Source organism: Synechococcus sp. A15-24 (genome assembly GCF_014280195.1).
In the GTDB taxonomy this organism is placed as follows: Bacteria; Cyanobacteriota; Cyanobacteriia; order PCC-6307; family Cyanobiaceae; genus Parasynechococcus.
In genome coordinates this window covers 1477628-1495560 of the sequence record NZ_CP047960.1, presented here as the reverse complement: position 1 = coordinate 1495560, position 17933 = coordinate 1477628, and the positions used below count along the sequence as shown (strand labels likewise).

Annotated in this window: 23 protein-coding genes; 9 read left to right on the top strand and 14 right to left on the bottom strand. The window is 54.6% G+C overall.

What is annotated here, in order from left to right:
• Positions 1 to 12 precede the first annotated feature (12 nt).
• On the top strand, positions 13 to 264 hold the full coding sequence (locus SynA1524_RS08545; RefSeq protein WP_186496830.1) for a 4a-hydroxytetrahydrobiopterin dehydratase: 252 nt from the start codon (positions 13 to 15) through the stop codon (positions 262 to 264).
• The gene (gene cbbX / locus SynA1524_RS08540) at positions 248 to 1153 is read left to right on the top strand and encodes a CbbX protein (protein ID WP_186496827.1); all 906 of its coding nucleotides are present in this window, start codon (positions 248 to 250) and stop codon (positions 1151 to 1153) included. Before SynA1524_RS08545 ends, cbbX begins: the two co-directional genes overlap by 17 nt.
• Here cbbX and SynA1524_RS08535 read toward each other — a convergent pair.
• From SynA1524_RS08535 to SynA1524_RS08510, 6 genes are all read right to left on the bottom strand, one after another.
• Positions 1068 to 2318: a chloride channel protein gene (locus SynA1524_RS08535; protein ID WP_186496826.1), complete on the bottom strand. Its 1251-nt coding sequence runs from the start codon at positions 2316 to 2318 to the stop codon at positions 1068 to 1070. The genes cbbX and SynA1524_RS08535 overlap by 86 nt on opposite strands.
• The gene (locus tag SynA1524_RS08530; RefSeq protein ID WP_186496825.1) at positions 2315 to 2566 is read right to left on the bottom strand and encodes a 2Fe-2S iron-sulfur cluster-binding protein; all 252 of its coding nucleotides are present in this window, start codon (positions 2564 to 2566) and stop codon (positions 2315 to 2317) included. The genes SynA1524_RS08535 and SynA1524_RS08530 overlap by 4 nt, the downstream gene beginning before the upstream one ends.
• Before the next feature lie 57 nt (positions 2567 to 2623).
• The gene (locus SynA1524_RS08525; protein ID WP_186496824.1) at positions 2624 to 2863 is read right to left on the bottom strand and encodes a hypothetical protein; all 240 of its coding nucleotides are present in this window, start codon (positions 2861 to 2863) and stop codon (positions 2624 to 2626) included.
• Between the two features lie 17 nt (positions 2864 to 2880).
• Positions 2881 to 3789, bottom strand: a complete 909-nt coding sequence (locus tag SynA1524_RS08520; protein ID WP_186496820.1) for a zinc metalloprotease — start codon at positions 3787 to 3789, stop codon at positions 2881 to 2883.
• Positions 3790 to 3852: 63 nt separating this feature from the next.
• The gene (locus tag SynA1524_RS08515) at positions 3853 to 5307 is read right to left on the bottom strand and encodes a cobyric acid synthase (RefSeq protein WP_186499585.1); all 1455 of its coding nucleotides are present in this window, start codon (positions 5305 to 5307) and stop codon (positions 3853 to 3855) included.
• Between the two features lie 17 nt (positions 5308 to 5324).
• On the bottom strand, positions 5325 to 5648 hold the full coding sequence (locus tag SynA1524_RS08510) for an Npun_F0494 family protein (RefSeq protein WP_286188548.1): 324 nt from the start codon (positions 5646 to 5648) through the stop codon (positions 5325 to 5327).
• 111 nt (positions 5649 to 5759) lie between these two features.
• Between SynA1524_RS08510 and SynA1524_RS08505 the strand changes: the two genes are divergently transcribed.
• The 4 genes from SynA1524_RS08505 to SynA1524_RS08490 all read left to right on the top strand — a co-directional run bounded on the left by SynA1524_RS08505 (position 5760) and on the right by SynA1524_RS08490 (position 10659).
• Positions 5760 to 6341, top strand: coding sequence for a nucleoside triphosphate pyrophosphatase (locus tag SynA1524_RS08505; protein ID WP_186496818.1), 582 nt, complete (start codon positions 5760 to 5762; stop codon positions 6339 to 6341).
• Complete coding sequence (locus tag SynA1524_RS08500) at positions 6338 to 8092, top strand: mechanosensitive ion channel family protein (RefSeq protein WP_186496816.1); 1755 nt, start codon at positions 6338 to 6340, stop codon at positions 8090 to 8092. Before SynA1524_RS08505 ends, SynA1524_RS08500 begins: the two co-directional genes overlap by 4 nt.
• Before the next feature lie 108 nt (positions 8093 to 8200).
• Positions 8201 to 10378, top strand: a complete 2178-nt coding sequence (locus SynA1524_RS08495) for an ERV1/ALR-related protein (protein WP_186496811.1) — start codon at positions 8201 to 8203, stop codon at positions 10376 to 10378.
• A gap of 41 nt (positions 10379 to 10419) precedes the next feature.
• Entirely contained in the window at positions 10420 to 10659 is a 240-nt protein-coding gene (locus SynA1524_RS08490) for a hypothetical protein (RefSeq protein ID WP_222930480.1), read from the top strand.
• Positions 10660 to 10759: 100 nt separating this feature from the next.
• Here the strand turns inward: SynA1524_RS08490 and SynA1524_RS13055 are convergent, their stop codons facing one another.
• The 6 genes from SynA1524_RS13055 to SynA1524_RS08465 all read right to left on the bottom strand — a co-directional run bounded on the left by SynA1524_RS13055 (position 10760) and on the right by SynA1524_RS08465 (position 14141).
• The gene (locus SynA1524_RS13055; RefSeq protein WP_286188547.1) at positions 10760 to 10894 is read right to left on the bottom strand and encodes a hypothetical protein; all 135 of its coding nucleotides are present in this window, start codon (positions 10892 to 10894) and stop codon (positions 10760 to 10762) included.
• Positions 10895 to 11238: 344 nt separating this feature from the next.
• Positions 11239 to 11514, bottom strand: coding sequence for a hypothetical protein (locus SynA1524_RS08485; protein WP_186496809.1), 276 nt, complete (start codon positions 11512 to 11514; stop codon positions 11239 to 11241).
• Positions 11515 to 11558: 44 nt separating this feature from the next.
• Positions 11559 to 11753, bottom strand: a complete 195-nt coding sequence (locus SynA1524_RS08480) for a hypothetical protein (RefSeq protein ID WP_186496808.1) — start codon at positions 11751 to 11753, stop codon at positions 11559 to 11561.
• 140 nt (positions 11754 to 11893) lie between these two features.
• On the bottom strand, positions 11894 to 12118 hold the full coding sequence (locus SynA1524_RS08475) for a hypothetical protein (protein ID WP_186499668.1): 225 nt from the start codon (positions 12116 to 12118) through the stop codon (positions 11894 to 11896).
• 18 nt (positions 12119 to 12136) lie between these two features.
• Entirely contained in the window at positions 12137 to 12784 is a 648-nt protein-coding gene (locus SynA1524_RS08470; protein ID WP_286188546.1) for a DUF4079 domain-containing protein, read from the bottom strand.
• A gap of 235 nt (positions 12785 to 13019) precedes the next feature.
• Positions 13020 to 14141 carry a fatty acid desaturase gene (locus SynA1524_RS08465; RefSeq protein WP_286188545.1) on the bottom strand — a complete coding sequence of 374 codons (1122 nt, stop codon included), beginning with the start codon at positions 14139 to 14141 and terminating at the stop codon, positions 13020 to 13022.
• Between the two features lie 170 nt (positions 14142 to 14311).
• On the opposite strand from SynA1524_RS08465, the gene SynA1524_RS08460 reads away from it, so the two are divergent.
• Together SynA1524_RS08460 and SynA1524_RS08455 are read left to right on the top strand one after the other, a co-directional pair.
• Positions 14312 to 14494, top strand: a complete 183-nt coding sequence (locus tag SynA1524_RS08460; protein ID WP_186496807.1) for a hypothetical protein — start codon at positions 14312 to 14314, stop codon at positions 14492 to 14494.
• A gap of 413 nt (positions 14495 to 14907) precedes the next feature.
• Positions 14908 to 15075 (top strand): DUF4278 domain-containing protein, encoded by a 168-nt coding sequence (locus SynA1524_RS08455; protein WP_186496806.1) that lies wholly within the window; start codon positions 14908 to 14910, stop codon positions 15073 to 15075.
• A 128-nt stretch (positions 15076 to 15203) separates the two neighbouring features.
• Here the strand turns inward: SynA1524_RS08455 and SynA1524_RS08450 are convergent, their stop codons facing one another.
• Positions 15204 to 15587, bottom strand: a complete 384-nt coding sequence (locus tag SynA1524_RS08450; protein WP_186496805.1) for a hypothetical protein — start codon at positions 15585 to 15587, stop codon at positions 15204 to 15206.
• Positions 15588 to 15761: 174 nt separating this feature from the next.
• Positions 15762 to 15956: a hypothetical protein gene (locus SynA1524_RS08445; protein ID WP_186496803.1), complete on the bottom strand. Its 195-nt coding sequence runs from the start codon at positions 15954 to 15956 to the stop codon at positions 15762 to 15764.
• A 516-nt stretch (positions 15957 to 16472) separates the two neighbouring features.
• Here SynA1524_RS08445 and SynA1524_RS08440 point away from each other — a divergent pair.
• The gene (locus SynA1524_RS08440; RefSeq protein ID WP_186496801.1) at positions 16473 to 17825 is read left to right on the top strand and encodes a hypothetical protein; all 1353 of its coding nucleotides are present in this window, start codon (positions 16473 to 16475) and stop codon (positions 17823 to 17825) included.
• The last annotated feature ends 108 nt before the right edge of the window (positions 17826 to 17933 follow it).

The following is a 17933-nucleotide window of genomic DNA, read 5'->3' as shown; positions in this document are numbered from 1 at the left end:
TCTCGGACGACGATGGATCAGTGGCAGGAACGCAAGCGTCCGGTCTGCCTGGAGCGACGTTTCGAGTTCGACGGCTACAGCACCACCCGGGATTTCCTCGACAAGTTGGGCGAGCACAGCGAAGCCACCCAGCGCTTTCCGGACATCAGCTTCGGGAGCACCTACGTGAACATCACGATCCGCCCGGAGAATGACGATCCTGATGCCCAGTTGAACGAAGCCGATCGCGCCTTTGCCGCTCAGATTGATGCCCTCCTCGGTTGATCTGGCGGCTAATTACGCCGAATCCGGCGTGGCAGAGGTGCTGGACCAACTCGACCGTGAGCTGATCGGCCTTACCCCGGTGAAGACCAGGATCCGTGAAATTGCAGCGCTGCTGCTGGTGGATCAGGCGCGGCAGCAACTGGAACTGGCCAGTACTGCGCCAAGCCTCCACATGTCGTTCACCGGCAATCCCGGGACGGGCAAGACGACTGTGGCGCAAAGAATGTCGCAGATCCTGCATCGCCTTGGTTACCTCCGCAAAGGCCATGTGGTGACGGCCACTCGGGATGATCTGGTGGGGCAGTACGTGGGTCATACGGCGCCCAAGACCAAAGAAATGCTCAAGCGGGCCCAGGGCGGTGTGCTGTTTGTTGATGAGGCTTATTACCTCTACAAGCCCGACAACGAACGCGATTACGGCGCTGAGGCGATTGAGATCCTGCTGCAGGAGATGGAAAACCGCCGCACGGAGTTGGTGGTGATTTTCGCGGGATACAAGGATCGGATGGACAGCTTTTACAGCTCCAATCCCGGGCTGTCCTCCCGGGTGGCCCATCACCTGGATTTTCCTGATTACAGCAATGCGGACTTGATGGCGATTGCCGGCTTGCTGTTGGACGCGCAGCAGTACCGCTTCAGTGCGGAGGCTGAGCAGGCGTTTGCGGAATACATCATGCTGCGACGCCAGCTGCCGTTTTTTGCCAATGCCCGCTCCATCCGCAATGCCATCGACCGGGCCCGGCTGCGCCAGGCCAATCGATTGTTTGCCCGCATGGCGGAAGCACTCACCAAGGACGATCTGATCACCATTGAGGCTCCGGACATCCGGGCGAGTCGGGTGTTTGCTGGGCACGTGGAGGGCCATCACCCGGTGGCGAGCGGTGCGTGATCAGCCAGGCCATGGCCACACCCACCACCACGCCAGTGGCGCCATGGCCCTGCAGCAAACCCAGCCCAAGAATGAGAGCGACGAGGGGTGAGCGCAGCACCGTGAGATAGATCGCGCCAGTGATGCCGCCGCACCAACTCCCCAGGCTGCCCAGGCCTGGCCAGAGGTCGTGCAGACCCACACCCACAGCGCAGGCGATCAGGAACAGCGGAAAGAAGATGCCTCCGCGCCAGCCGGTCTCCAGGCAGAGGCCCACCAGCACCAGTTTGACGAGCGCCGAAATGATGAGAAGAAAGGCACTTGTGCCGCCTGCACCCTCCAGCAGGGGACGCAGTTGCTCCTCTCCGGCGAAGGGCACCAGCGGCAGCCAGTGCATTGTGATGCCCAGCAACAGTCCCGTCAGCGCAGGCCACCAGCACCAGTGGGCCAGGAGTTGCCGCCGCTCAAGCAACGTTCGCCAGCGCAGCAGCAGCCAGCCGAGCCCCCACCCCACCACGCCTGCCAGGGCACCTGAGCTGAGGGTGCCCAGATCTTCCCCCAGGTTGCTGGGCCAGCTGTAGGCCATGCGTTGCAGGCTGCCGCCACTGGCCTCGTTGATGCCATGGAAGGCAGCAAAGCCGGCCAAGCCCCCCAGGGCGCCAGGGATCCAGCGAGCGATCAGATCTCGGCGCTGACGGGTCTGAACGACGGCTCCCCCCAGGAGCGGAAAGCCGAACAGGCCGAGACTGCCAGCGGCGGCGACGAATTTTAGCTCATGGTCTCGGCCCCGCAAGATCCTTTGGCTGATCAAGGCAGCCAGACGGGTCATCAGGGCTTCCGGGCCGATGCTGCCGCCGCCAATCTGGGCCAGAGCGGCGCCGAGGATGGCTCGTCTGTTGTCCCGTGGCGGAGCATGGTCTGGCTCCCGTAGATCGGCGATCGTCTCCGGCAGTTCCGGCAGCAGTGTGTGGTCACCGGCGCGATGGAGTTGGCTGAGCACCAGGCCGATGCCTCCGCAGATCGTGATCGACCAAACCAATGGAATCTGCCGTTCCAGTCCTTCCACCACCGGATCTCCCCAGAGCTGTCGGGTGATCAGTCCGATCAGTGCCATGAACAGAGCGACGCCTGCTCCACTGATGGCTCCAGTGAGCAAAGCCAGCACACTGAGACGAAGTTGAGTCACCAGTAGGGGTCCGTGGCGAATTCCACGGTTAACTGCCTGGATTTTGATGGTGGCACCGTGCTGATACAGGCCCGCACCACCTTGCCGTTCACCTCGATTTCACAGGCGCCGCAACTGCCGCCGAGGCAACCGGTGGGAATGGCAATCCCCGCGTCTGCTGCGGCCTGCAGCCAGTCGGTGCCGATTGACTCGATGGTCTGGTGGCCGTTGGGCCAAAGAACATGAACTTTTCTTGTAGTGGTTGACAAAGGAGGGTTGTTTTTAAAGGTGCGTTGTGAATAGTTGAAAACAATCTTCAAATGATCCTAAATAATTTCAACTGTCAGATTGTCAATTGTGAGCTCAGGTTTGTTTTTCAATATAGCGATTAATCCTCCCTCGGCGGTTGAGCCCCAGCCCTCGGCTTCGCAGTTGCCGTCAAAGTAAAGCATCCCCTTTTTCTGATAATAAACAAAGTCGTAGCACTCTTTAGAGAATTTTTTGAGCTGTTTTTTGTTTTTAGCGGTATTGAAAAAGAATTGCTCTCGATTGGCGAGCTCAGGCAATGCATTGGTTGTGAAGATTAGGGAGTCGCCTGAGCTGGGGATGAACTTAGTGATTTTGTCAGCACCTTTTTCCCAAATACATCAAGGCCATCGAAAATGTAATTAGTCGAATGTTTGGTATTGCCTTTTAATTTTCCCTTGCCTGCTATGGCGTAAATAAACTCAATGTCGTTATTTTCTGGAGTACTTCCCCCGGAGCCTTTTGACTCAGATTGAGGCGGAGCTTTGTAGCTGCCTTCAGCTCCCCAGATCTCTTGTAATGCCAGGATGTCACCTTCGCTGTAAAAGCCTGCATGAATGCCATCTTCAGGCTTGTTGTAACTCATAATCGTGTCTTCGGAGTCATATAATTCCCAGTTCGGAAGGTCTTTGCCGTAAACCCCTGGGTGACTCAGTCCAAGTGCGTGGCCAATCTCATGAAGAGCTGTGTTTGTGTTCTCAGGGGCGAAGTCAGCAGTGACGCCGGATAAGTTCCCCGCTTCTACATTGACAACAACGTCAACATATCCCTTTTCGTCGGCGTTGAATGGTGTGGCAAAGCCAAATAATGTGCTGGTTTCACTTATTAAATTGTGACCACTGGTTCCCCAAAGCCTTAAATCGGCTTGATTGATATCGTTGATTAATACAAATTCAGGTTCTAAATAGTAATCAAGTGTATCAAAGACATCAACGGCCCATTGGTAATCCTCGTCTCGTACTTGGATTGCTTCGATTTCTACCGAACCAGATGTTCCTCTCCGATTAATATTGACAAGTTGCGTAGGCCCCGCGTACATCCAGTAGAAAATCTGCTGGCCCGTGGGGCGACTGAAAAAATTTTCCCGATGGGTCTCGCAGTCGAGTAAAACTCCACACCAATTCAAGATGTGATCGATGGACTGTTCTGTAGGGAGAGATTGTTCGGCGGTAACAGAATGAGCCATGAGAGTCACTGTTTTGTAAGCTCTACTTTGCGCGAGTGTACTTAGAGTTTTGATATTGTTAAATTATTGCAGTAGCTTGTGCCATTGCACGTGCTCGTCGAATGATGTTGCTAATCGGTTAAGCAGTTGTTCTCGCTGTAATGCGTGATGCGGTTGATCAAGTGGAAGTGATGGCAATTGTTTTGCAGTTCTTAGGCGGTTAATCCAGCTGCGTCTCCAGCTTCCGTTATCGAAAATTCCGTGCAGGTAGGTGCCGGCATTGTTCCCCTGAACGTGCCAACCCAGGCCTTCTTCCTCACTGATTGACGCCGCCAGTGATCGTTCCGTTGGATGCGTCAGACCCTGATGCAGTTCATATCCCTGCACCGTTGTTCTAATCGGCCAGCTCAATTCAACCTCACGTTGACGCAAGACCTTGGACGTCGTGAATTGCGTGATCAGTGGCAACAAACCCAGACCACTTGCTTGCAACGCACCTCCTTCCAGTTGATCTGGATCCTCGAGCTGCTCTCCCATCAACTGCATACCTCCGCAGATACCGAAGACGTTCCCCCCGTGATCGGCATAGCGTCTGATCTGGTCGGCCAGGCCAGATGTTTTCAAAACAGTGAGGTCGTTCAGCGTCTGCTTGCTGCCAGGCAGCAGCACGGCATCAGGGCTTCCGAGGGTGTCGCCAGGGTGCACCCAGCGCAGCCGCAGGCTGGGTTCCGCCTCCAGGGGGTCCAGATCGGAGAAGTTGCTGATCGACGGCAGTTTCAGGACTGCGATCTCCAGATCGGTGGGTCCTCGGTTGGGTTTGCGCTCCAGCAGATCGAGGGAATCCTCCGGCGGAAACAGATAGTTGAGCCAGGGCATCACCCCCAGCACCGGCACACCGGTGTGCTCCTCCAGCCAGGTGCGTCCTTCATCGAACAACTCCCGCCGGCCGCGGAAGCGGTTGATCAGGATCCCTTTGATCAACGGCCGTTCCACCGGGCGTAGTAGTTCCAGCGTTCCGACGATCTGTGCGAACACGCCGCCACGTTCAATGTCCGCCACCAGCAGGCAGTTGGCTCGCAGGTATTGGGCCAGCCGCAGGTTGGTGAGGTCCCGTCGTTGCAGATTCACCTCCACCGGACTGCCGGCCCCCTCCAGCACCAGCCGACCGTTGGGCCATCGCTGTTGCAAGGTCTGCAGCCCTTCACGGATCGCCTGCCAGCCAGGACGGAACCAGTCGCGGTAGTAGTGCTCCGCTCGGGCCAGGCCAACGCTGTTGCCGCCGTGGATCACCTCACTGGTGCTGTCGCCCCGTGGCTTGAGCAGCACGGGATTCATGGCACAGCAAGGCTCCAGACGGGCGGCCCAGGCCTGCATCGCCTGGGAGTACGCCATCTCGCCGCCGTCGGCATCCACCCAGGCGTTGTTGCTCATGTTCTGCCCCTTGAAGGGCAGCGGTTGTTCACCGCGGCGGTGCAGCACCCTGCAGAGGGCTGCTGTCATCAGGGATTTGCCGGCCCCACTGGAGGTCCCCAGCACCATCAGTGGCCGCTTGCCGGTCAAAAGGGCCAGCGGCGCCGCAGCGCATGCCGCAAGCGATCGTTCCAGTCCGCTGGCTTCAGCAGCTCAGCCTGATGGCTATCCAGCAGGTCACGTCCGAGGGGGGTGAGCCGAAAGCGACTGGTGAGCCCCTGGCCGTCCACTTCCCGTCGCAGCACACCAACGGTGATCAGCCAGCGCAGGTCGTCTTCCAGTCGTTCCCCATCGCCTGGCCAGGACGGGCCACGGCCAAAGCGAGACCTGTTTTGCCAGATGGTGTGGGCATCCAGCCCCTGCTGCTGAAGCTCCCGGTAGAGCTCCGCCGCGAAGGGCAGGCAGCGCATCGAGCGCAGGGCACGCGCATGGCTGCGTTGATCAAGAAGCTCAGTGGGATGTTCGATGGCGGAATCCCCCAGTGTTGGCAGCCTACGGAGTGTTCCCAGCGGAGTGATTCTGTGCTGCTTCTGGCCTCTGCCTCGCCGGCTCGCCGCCGGCTGCTTGAACTGGCGCAGATTCCCCATCGCGTGCGCGTCAGCGGAGTGGATGAAAGCACCATCAAGAACGACGACCCCGCCCAGCTGGTGCAGCAGTTGGCCTTGGCGAAGGCCAAAGCTGTTTCGGACGGAAGCGACGCTGAGATCTCCTTGGTGTTGGGGTGCGATTCGCTTCTGCTGTTCGAGGGGGAGGTGTTTGGCAAACCGCAGGATGCGGAGGAAGCTGCTGCGCGCTGGCGGCGCATGGCCGGAGGCAGCGGCGAGTTGCTCACCGGGCACGCCCTGCTGGTTCGCAGCGGCGAGAACCGCCTGGCCTGCGTCAGCACCCGCGTCCATTTCGCTGCAATAACTGAAAAAGAGATCCAGGCCTATGTCGCCACCGGAGAGCCGCTTCACTGTGCCGGCGGTTTCGCCCTCGAGGGCCGCGGGGCTCCTTTGATTGCCGGTTTGGAAGGTTGTTATTCCAACGTGATCGGCCTGAGCCTGCCTTGGCTGCGATCCATTCTCAGGGACAGCACAATGAATTCATTAACGCCAGGTTGAGCCGTGTTCCGTCTCAGACGACGCCTGGGGCTCTGGTCAACGGCAGTGCTGTTGGCCCTGATGCCGCTTGTGGCTCAGGCGTCGATACTGGATTTCATCCCGACCGGTCCGGCGGGATCTCCTGCTCAACAGCAGGACAAGCAGGCGCAGTTCGAAGGAAATTCAAGCTGGCCAAGGTCCGGATTCTCGGGGTGCCCGCCATCACCGTCGCCAGCCCGGTGCAGCTGGGGGACCAGCGCGGGATTGAGGCCTCGGTGAGAGCCAGGGTGATTGAAGGCAATCTGCGCGCTCTTTACGACCCAAACCAGCTCTGCAGTTTCAGCGAGCGGCTCAGCGAGTGGATGCTGGACAGCCTTCTTCAGTCCGATGCGCACGTCTGCACGGCTGGTCAGCGCTACGGCCTGGATCGGTCCGGCACGCCGTTGACCCTGGAGGTGCTGCGGAACGGCAGTGGTCCCTATGAGCTGGCGGCACGGCTGCCGGGACGCAAGCAACCCTTCCCGCTGTTGACCGTGACCCGTGCCGATGCGGAGATCAATGGGGCACGGGAGTTGGCCCTGGCCCAGGCCTGGCGGGAACACCTGGAGGAGCGGCTGAACCATGCCCGCCGGATCTATGCACCGCCGCAGTTGGCCCGACGCTTCCGTCTGGCCTTGGTGTTGGAACTGCTGCTGCTGCTGTTGTTTGCGGCGATGTTGCTGCTCTGGCGGCGACTACGGCAACGCACTTCACGCCTGCATGGTGAGCTGCGGACCCGGGGGCGTTCTGATCGCAGGAGCGAAACTCGGTTGCACGCAGAACAGGCCCTGAGCATCGGCGTGCTGTTGCTGATGCTCTACCTGCTGGTGCTGATGTTCGGTGTGGTGGTGGTGGCGATCCCCAGTCAGGTTCCCCTGGGGATTGAGCTGGTGTTGCAGCCATCGCTTGCTGTGATCAAGTTTCTGGCGGTAACGCTGGCAGCGTTCCTGCTGCGCAGCTTGAGCACTTTCCTGCTCAGCCAGTGGGCGGCGGATGTGGATGTTCCTCAGCGGCTTCAGGCCCGGCGTCAGCAGCGCTATTGCAGTTTGCTGAGCACAACGCATCGGTTGATCAACGTGGTCGGGATCGGGGTGGTGCTGCTCTGGGTGCTGCTGGATATCCCTGGCGTTCGTTCCGCGTCGGTGTCGCTGTTGCTGGCCGGTGGTGCCTTGCTGGGAGCGCTGGCGTTTGTGTTCCAGGGATTGCTGAGGGATTTTTCTGCAGGGTTGGTGATGCTGCTGGAGGACCGCTACGCCATCGGCGACTGGATCGAGGTGGAGGGCATCGAGGGAGAAGTGATTGAGATGGGCCTGTTCAGCACCCAGATCCGCTGCCTGGACCAACGGATGAACATCCTCGACAACTCCTCGATCCTGCAGATGCGGAACCACACGAAGCTGCGCTCGGGAAGTCTGGTCACGTTTGTGATTTCACATCGACAAACGGATCTGGAGATTGTCTACAGAACCCTGGCGCTCGAGATCGAGGACTTCTCTCTCGACCCTGTGTGGGGCAGCCGGCTGCTGGGGGATCCGATCCTGCGGGGCGTCAAGCGCACCACGGCTCTTGGGGTTCAGATGCAGGTGTTGCTGGTGACCCGCGCCGGCGAGCAATGGACGACGGAGCGGGAGTTTCAACGCCGTGCTCTGCGGGCGTTGCATCGCCGAGGGGATCAGCTGGCAGACGGATTGGATCTGGGCAGCGTGCTGCCGCTAACGGCCGGAGGCCGTTGATCTCATTACCGTTCCGACATCGGACCAATCCTTGTGGCTTCTCTCTCCTCCAGTGCCTTTGAAACTGTCTTTTCAGGGTTGTCGCCCACTGGGTTGACGGCGGGGCAGATGGCAGGCCGCCTGCAATCCAGCGGCGCGGATCTCACCATGGACGACCTGAACGGTGCCATTGACGCGTATCGGCTCAAGGATGGAGCCATCAGTCTTCAGGAGTGGCGCCTTCTGCTGGCACTGCAGGTGGGTGACGCCGGCCTCAAGGCACGTGAGGCCTTCCGTTTGCTCGATCAGGACGGTGATGGCTGGATCGAGCTGGCGGATCTCAAGCGGTTGATCCATCTGTTTGAGGTGTCTGAGCAAACGGCCGATGCCATTGCGATCGAAATCGCTCGGGACGGTTCTGACCGGATCGACCTCCAGCGACTGCTGGACTACCTGCCAGAGGGATTTGAAGCGCATCCGCGCGCCTACAGCGGCGGGCACCGGGCGGTGGATCCCCATGGGGTCTCCCGCGGTACTTCTTCAGCAGGGCGAGGCAATCAGGGTGGTCTGAACAATCACAAGGGGACGTCACCGTTGCAGATGCAGATCGGTTGGTTCCGTCTGATCCAAGGGGCGGCTTACCGCAGTTTTCGTGAGAGCTACTCCGCCAATTCCGAGACCCACCTACGGGCCTACGACCTGCCGTACACGATTCCGGACTTTGTTCGGTTCGTGAATGCGGCCGTTGATCTCTACCTGTCCCTCGGCATCGTTGAGCCTGGCGCTGAAGAGCCGTTCGAGAGCCTGAAGACTTCTGTGAATGGTGCCGAAGAGGCCCTGCGCGAGCGCATGGCGAACTGGGAGTCGATCTCTCCCACTGAAGCGATGCTGGAGGCGGAGGGCCGGCTGGAGCAGGAACTGGCGGAGCTGGACCACCATCATCAGATCGTGTCCGTGGTGCTGGAGGTGTTGCTGACGGCGGCACTGCATGGCCACAGCCCGGATCAGGTCACCCATGAGGATCTTCAGAGCCACGAGCTGAATCGCCTTCGGCAGCTTGATGACCATCGTGAGGTCACCGCTGAGCTGGATCATCAGAAACCCGCTTCAACACGTCCCTATCACGACAGTTGGCAGCGGGTGATCGTCGACCCCGGTGATGAGCGCTTCGCCGGCTCGATCATGCCAACGGCCTACTGGTACGACGAGTTCATGCCACTGCTGCTGCGGGCGAGTTCGGTTCTGAGCAAAGACGACATCTTCGCTTGGGATAACGCCGACGACACCGATCTCAATGCCTGGTTCGCTGAACGCCATGCCGCCGGCGAGTTTGATCTCTACGGCCATGCCACTGAGGAGGCCTTCAACTCCCGTCCTCTGGAGGTCAAGAAGGAGCTAAAACGGGCCTGGGAGCTGACCCGCCATTACCTCAACGGTGTCCAGAAACGCCGGGAGCGGGAGGAGTTCGGGCGTGAATCCGGTTTCCTCTGCCAGTACGTCGCCTTTCTGGATCTGCACGTCGGCCGGCATGACGTGGAGGCCAGCCAGATGCGGGTGAGTTTCCCTTACTACATCGGACCGGCGACCTGGCGTTTCATGCACACCAGTGCTGAACTGATCGCCGCCCAACCGGGTGGGCAGCAGCAGCAATCGGTGGAGACGTTCAAGGCCTTCTTTGCTGCACTGGCCACGATGTATCCCTGCCCCTACTGCCGCTTTCATCTCAATCGCTACGTGGTGCGTAATCGCGAGGTGTCGATGTATCCGATTGAGTACCTGCTGCTGGGATCGGATGAGGCCAGCAGCACTCTGGAGGTCTCCCTGCAGGACAAGCTGGAGCGCGTGAGCGATGGTGATTCGCTGCGGTTGTTCCTCTGGAAGCTGCACAACACCGTGTCCTCCTCCATCGCCCGTAGTGAATCCTGGTACCACCAGGACTCCGGTGCGTATTACACCTCCCGGTACTGGCCGAGCCTGGATTCGGAGCTGGAGCGGGCACACACCCTGGGGGTTGAGTCGATCGAACGGGATCGGGTGCAACGCATCTACGGCGTGGTGAAAAGCGCAGCCCATCTTTCGGTGCTGCGTGATGAATTGCAGGTCTCTCTGCATTCCGACGACCTGGAGCAGCAGAAGAGCGTTCGTTCACGGGCAGTCGGTGCCATCAACGGCGTTGAAGACGCTGTCACCCAGTCCAGGTTTCTGCATGAGAACTACCGCTACAACCCTGATATGGTGCTGGACGAGCCTCACTTCAGTGCTGCGGAAGAGATCCTGGCGCGCAGCGGTCAGTTCACCGAAGACTGACGTCAGGCTTTCCGATGGTCGTCTTGCCCCTACGACGGTTGATGCGCAGCGCCCTTGTGGCGTTGTTGCTCACCTGGGGCTTTTCTGCGCTGGTGGGGGCTACAGCCGACCAGTCGCTGTTGCTGCTGTTCGGGGGCCTGCTGATCGGTGTGCATGCCTTTCTCGGCTACTGCCGATACCACCGTCGTCTCAGCGCCATGTTGTGCATGCAGGAGCTGTCGGATGCGGACTATGAACGGATCAGGCTGGAGCGCCACCATGACGGCTCGGCGTCACGGTGAATGCCTCATGACGGGTCCTTGCGGTTGTCCAGGTTTCGTCTCACCAGGGTTTGCGTCAGCCAGAGCAAGCTGAGAAAGCCTGTTGTCACGAGGATGAGCGTCATGGATTGTCCTCGAATCCTGTCCAGTCAGATCGGGCCAGTTTCCAGGACTGTCCTTCGCCGATGGTGATGGGGTTGAGTGATTGTGATGGTTCAGTTGCTGGCGCGTTCAAAGCAAGAAGACTGGCAGCCATCAAAAAGCCCCCTTCATCCAGGGGGCTCGAGCGCAGGCGATCCCCATCACCCGACCAACGCACCAAAGATAGGGTCTGTGGGTCGGTCAATTTGAAAAATGCACTAGATCTAGTGGGTTTTCTGTAAAGACTTTGTTGAGCTGCCTTGACACTCCACAGGCTGTGGACAGCCGTTTTGTGTTCTTCGTCACGTTGAATTTGGAAAGGGCTGGCACCACTTGGTTTCTGAGCTAGCTTGTGGATATCCCCATCACCTGGCCGCCCGCAGAGGCGGCTTTTTTGTTGGATTGCCGAGGGCTTCAGCCGTACGGGACACCAGATCTGGTGTGGCTCCCAGGCCGCGTTCAGTCCATCCACAGCGACTTGAACGTTTTTGGGTATCCCTCCCGCATGTTCATGGAGGCTTCTCGCATGAAGTCGATGCAAGCTTTTGATCCGTCAAATGACCGTGCTTCCACGACAGCAGCGAAGGCTTCTGCGTCGGTTCTGCCTTCGCTGAGCGCTTGATTCATGATCACAACGGCATTGACCGGCTCACAGCGACCGATCCATTGCTTCGGGGACTGAGATGTTTCGGCAGCGAGGAGATGTGCTGCTGAGGAGAGAAGGAGCAGGGTCAAGATTGTCATCATTCTGTTTGATCAGATCAAACTGTTTGACGGATTTAGATCCTGTCGAGTTGTTGGCAAGTGTCTTCGAGCATGAGATCAAGCAGCTCCAGGGCGACAAGGCGTTTCTCGGCTCGAATGCTCCTCAGTAGTAATGAATACTTGTGCTGACGCATCAAGGATGGCTCGCCCATCTCCTTCCAGCGATGCGCCAAGAGGCTGTTCAGCCGTGCTCTTGGCGACGTCGTCATTCGCTGGGTGCCGTTCTGCTAAGTCAAGCGAAGCAGTAGGCGATATGCGTGGTCATCTCAACAAAAGCCGCTTAAAACAATCTGAATAATGAAGAAAATGTGACTCGGAGCGTTATTCATTCATTCGCTCTCGGGAATGTTCAGAGTTTTAATTCTCGACTTGCCTTGTTAGGCATCGCTGGTCGGCCGTGGCAGAACATCACCGCTCGAGCGGTATTAATCCCTTTGGGCGCTGCTTCGACGCAACGGTTGAGGTAGCGGGCCTGTTGTGCCATGGGTGCGATCTGAATCGAGCCGTAAATCACGGTGAACGTGGCCAGCACCGGATACAGATGGGCGTTGATCAGATCCCTGGCTTTGGACATCAGTTTCTTGCTTTGAGCTCAGCTTGCTCCATGCAGCCGCAACAGGCCGCTGATTACCAGATCGCGGCTTCCGGAAATCGCCTGCATGGCCAGCAGCAAAGCCACCAGCACGTTGGTGGCGACATGCCAATGCCGCAGCCGTGTGCTGCGACCGATCAGGGGTTGGATCACCGTTGAGCTGAGCAGCAGACCGGTGAGGATCCAGCCCATCCAGAAGTGGGATTGCCAGAACAATCCTGTCCAGGGCTGATCACTCAGCCGTTCCACGGCCGGTTGAAGCCCCAGGGTCAACATCCCTCCCCAGGAGATGGCAGCCGCCAGCAGCCGCTGCCAGATCAGGCGGCTGCGCAGTAAGGAGATGTACCCGATCAGCACCACAAAACCCGACAGCAGCACGAGGCCGATCTCTGCTCCTGTCAGGCTGTGGCTGAGGCCGATCAGCACCGCCACCAGAACTCCGCCGGTCACCCAGGCGCCGTGCTGGGCATGCTCAAGGGGCACCGTGTCCGCAATCGGGTTGATCTCCAATCGCCGTTCCCGCGCCAGGATTCCCAATCGGATCGTCGCTCCCGTCACGGGGTAGACGATTAACATCATCACCACCGGATGGATCAGCCCCCACCATTGATGGGAGCTGAGGTTCTGCAGAGCCTCAGATTCAGCCAAAAACAATTGCAATCCTTAGACCAGGGTCGCTCATCGGGGGCACAGGGGGGCAAAGCGCATCGGACCTTGCGGTGGACTTGCCTCACGATCCATATTCGTTGATCTTGATTTTCCGCCAGCGCTCACAACGACCGATGTTATTGCACTAAGCACGTATCTTTAACGTGAATTCTTTCGATAATGCGAAAGGAAGTTTAATGAGGTTCTCATTGCTTTATGTAAAAATAAATCATTGTCAATCGATTGAGGTGAGTTGATAGGTTTCGTCGTCCCAAAGGATCAATGAAAAGCAGTTCCAGAGTTGATGAAGTTGCAGTCGCTTAACGCTGCTGAATTTGTTCTCATTATATTCATGGCACATACGAAGGCGGTAATTAGGGATTCTTTCGGACAAGTGGTGAACGTGATGGTAGGCAATGTCTGCTGTAAACCAGTTGAGTATACGAGGCATAATTAAAAAAGATGATCCGTCAATTGCTCCCTTGAGGTAACTCCAATCTTTGTCGCCGCTAGCATATGATTCTGGGAAATTGTGCTGAACAAAAAAGACAGCGATCATAATTGCGGCGCTGACGCTCATGATGGCTGAATATAAAATCCAAAAATGCCAGTGACCAATCGTATTTCCAATCCAATACCAGGCCAGTAAAACACAGATGCTATTGGCAGTTGTGTCATAAACTTCTCCTTTAGTGTAAAAGAAGCTTGACTTATGACTGTTGATAAATGAGCTTATGTTGAATGTTTGCCCGCTTGAAAGTTTGCAAAATGCATCCGAGAATGCGTTGGCGGTGAGCTCAATAAGGCCAAGCATTAGTGCTGCTCTTGGTTTGAGAACAAGATAGTAGAATCCCCCTGGGAGAAGTATTGCTGGATGACGTAAAAATTGGTACATGAATTGAGAGCTTTTGTTTCTTGCGTTGTATTCGCGACGTGTTGTGAGAGCGGACGGGCCTCTGTATCGATTCCAATTACCGTTGTGTTTGTGGTGAAATGCATGGCCTCTTGACCAGGGGTGATGAGGCATTGCGTGGACAATGCTCAACAGAAAGGCGGCAATTCGATTAGCAGTTTTCGATCCAAATAAGCTGTGGTGACCACAGTCGTGCATCAGTGAAAAGCTTCTGCTCAAAAATAGAATGATTAATATAAAAAGTGCTGGGACTAAAACGAGCGAGACTGATGTTAGTTCGTTGGTGAGATTGCCAATGGCAATGCAGCATATGATCAACGGGATTATCGTGTTGATAATTTGCCAGGTCGCAATTCCGTCGTCGCTTTGCATGTAAGGCTTGATGTTTAAATCAATGCGCCTAAGGGCTCTTGATGACAGGTTTGTGGTGGCGTCATGTGTCAAGGGAATGAGCTCAGTTGGATTGTTGATCTTGAAATAGTTCGTTCGGAACGCTTGTCTGAATTGTTTGAGCTGAATTCTTAAGGATTTGATCTGTATTGATGCATTGGGACGTCATTCTCTCGAATGACGCTAGATTGTTCAATATGTTAATCGATTAATCCATGATTTGGATGGACGACCAGGGCCTTCCTCAAAAAAAACCAAGAGCTCTTACTTACTCGGAGATGATGAATGGTGGTCGCTCCCGGATCGATGAGAAAACCCATAAGCGTGAGCTTGAGATGCACCGTCGTGAAATTATCCTGGAAAGACACGTCAATCATTTAGAGCAGTCTTTGAAAATCGCCGAGTGACTGTGACTTCTTGGGATCAGGTTTTTTTGGCATAAAAAAACTCCTGCCAACCCCTGGTGAAGGTGGCAGGAGTTGAAAGAGCTTTCGGCACAACCAAGGCTGTGGCCAGAATTGAAAATCAGACCTTTTTGAGTAGTCCACCTTTTTAGTACTGTACTGCTTTTTGAGAAATTTTGGAGAGTTTGAGTAGGGTTTGAGCAAATGCCTCATTCCGTCAGGCACTTGGCTCAACAAAGACAGATAGCGACAAGCCTGCGCGAATGATGAAGCGAGGTTGTTACGCACGTTCATAGGCTTGACACGGGCGTATGATCTGTCTGTAGCAACTGCTACAAAACGTTCACCTCTGTACGCAGGGGCGCAGACACTCCAAGCCACGGAACGGGGACTTGGAATTTTCTGAGGGACAAACCATGACTGCTCTTCTCTACAGAGGTCACTCCTACGAAGCCCAAGCACCTTCGCTCAAAGCTTGTGTCGAGCTGACCTACCGCCGCGAGCACTACAACACCTGCCGCGAAGAAGTCGCTCGCAACGCTCATCCACGCCTGACCTACCGAGGTGCTTCGTACACCAAGTGATCAAGGCTGAATCAGATCCCAAGCCCCTGCCTCAAGCGGGGGTTTCTTTTTGGTTGGACTAGTTTGACGAGTTGATTAGGAATGCGCAGTGAATACGGAGGCGGCGCTGTTCAGGAACTAAGCCGGAATCACTCTGGATTGGTCTCCTGAAGTTGCTCAACGATCTTTCTTGCTGATTCGACTTGGTCATCGCCAAGCAATTCCTCAAGAACTCTCACTGCAACCTGAAGGCCGCCCTCCAGTGAACTGGTGTCGTACTTCTCGACAGCATCCTCTTCACCGGTGTAGGTCTCGCCCTCGCCGTAAAACTCGTAGGAGCCTGAACTCAGGCTGAAGCCTGCGGTCCATGTGCATTCCACGAAGCTCTTGTCTTCTGCGATGAAGAGTTCTGCTGTTGGCTCTTCTTGGACTGCTGCTGACTCGATGCCTTCCCAGCCCATGCAGACCAGTGCATTGACTCTCTCGAAGTCACGATTGCCGGGATGCGCCTCTAGCTCTGAGAAGTCAGTCAAAGCGAGCTGAGCTCAACGTTCTGCCCGTTCAATTAATGTCGATCACGTTGTGCGTTCCACCGAAGGCTCTGAGGCCAGCTGGCCCAGGCGCCCTTCTCAGAAGAGTTGCAAGCTCTGGGCACCAACGTGGCGTGCTGAAACTGGTTGGGCTCCTGAAGCTGGCTAATTAGTTAGTCAGGCCTGAGCTTCCAGCAGCTCAAGCTCGATTTCACGTCCTTTCAGCCTGTTGAGCATGTCTTGGCTGTGATCAATGGGCGTTCCGTAGTACTCATACTCCATCTGGTACTGCGGCAGGACGGAGCGCAGTCCACGGCGTTTCTGCCGAGCCAGATAACGATGAAAGCGGTTGTACGACCTTGATCGACTCATGGCACCTCCTTCAGTTGTAAGTCCGTTGTAAAGCTCCTTTAGGGGTGTGAACTGTATTGGATCGAACCATCTGGAAAACTTCAGCACGCATAAAAACCGGTGCAAGCTCTAGCACCAACTTGGCGTACTGAGGCTGGTTGGGCTCCTGGAGCTGGCTAAGCGTTGGTTATGCCGCTGACCTTCTGACACAGAACGCTCCAAGGATCTGAACCGCTGCCAACACTGATTTTTAGCTAGCCGCCCATTCGCTTGGTTGAGCCGAGGTGAGATCAACGCCGTGACTATTGATCCACTCTGCGTACTTGGCAATAAATGCCTCAGCAGCTCCCAATACAGTGGTCAACGAGATCTTGATTGCTCGCCCTTGTGAGTGGACGCTTGACACACTAGATAAGCAATAAATAGACATTCTATTTCACTATCGATTACGTTTTAATTATCATTAAAGCGCTAATGCCATGCCACTCTGTCGTACTAGATACTAAAATACGGTTGACAAAGAGGCTAATATTGAAAATGTCAGTATTTAAAGCTATGGCTGGCTTTTTCAGGCCTGGAAAATCGAATCGAACAAGTATTGAATTTCTTTTGGCCGATTTCATAAATGATAGAGATTCAAATAGTTTGCTTGAACCTTTTTATGATAAGAAATTGGATTTACTTGCCAATAGTCAATGGGGAGAAGAAGGTCCTTTGGAAAGAGTTGTAAGATCGAATAATGATTTAAAAGAAATTCTAAAATATCCTGGAATTTATAGAAATTCTATTTGTATAATAGAGCCCGCTAAGCATGTCGGAGTAAATCCATATGGGAATGAGGTTAAAGCATCTATAAATATTGCGTACTTGTCTCAATATATAGCCGACTGCGATTCAATATTGATACCACTCTGGGAGGCTGGTCCTTTAAATAATGAACTTTTAATAGAATTGATTAAAAACTGTATTATGTGTTTCGTAGAGGGGGGTTATCCAACTTTAAAAGATTGCAAAAGCTTTGATGATACAAGTATTAAGCTAGAAGATTTGCAAGAAGTTGCTGAGGAAATTATACTTTCAAGGGATTCAAACTCATCTCCTGCTATATTTATTTGCCTAGGTCATCAACTTGCTGCTCAGGCTCATATAGAGATAATTAAAAGAGCGACTGATGACTGTTTATCATTTTTGATTAATTGTGAAGATAGTAATTACTATCTAGACAATCTCAGGAAGAAGTGTACGGAAATTATCTTGGTTGGAGAAAGTTTATGTGTTTATAGAAATGAAAAGATAGTTGCAAAAGGCTGGAATGATAGTTGTTTTGCAGTTGCGCTTAACCTTAAGCCTGAGGTCGGCAAAGTAGACCTAAAGAAATATTCGCATTCTGGACTGCATCCTAGTGATGAATTTTCAAATTTACTTATGTGTCATGAGCTATCTCACGAGCATGAACTGGGTGTTGTCGAAAAATTTATTACTTATGAAAAAAACCTCCATATAGAAATGTTTCATAGCGATGTAGTTAACCAGGAAGCAATTCTTTTTGCTAATTGGGCATTTGGAGAATTGCACAAGGCAGTTTATCCTATAAGAAAGAAGATATTGATATCAGATCTATCTTGGATTTTGAATCTACCAACATCTGTTGAAATTGTTTGCTCAACTCGTATAAATGGAGAAGTCTGCACAGAAGTAGCAGCTACTTGCATAAATTATTTAGATTATCAAACTCAAAAAATACGAAAATCGTTTACTTTCCAATTTCATCCTGAATTGCTAGATGATTTGTCAATTTTTTACAATAATATGCCTGATTTTAAAACTTTGAAAGATGACGATGGCATTAGATTGCTTTCAAGGGTAATGTATCAGGCACTAATTAATTAGACAAAATGGTGTTTAACTAAAAGGAAAAAATCAAAAAAAATCTCCTGATACCGTTCAATAAAAACGGTATCAGGAGATTGAATAAAGTTTGAATGGGTACTCGTAAAA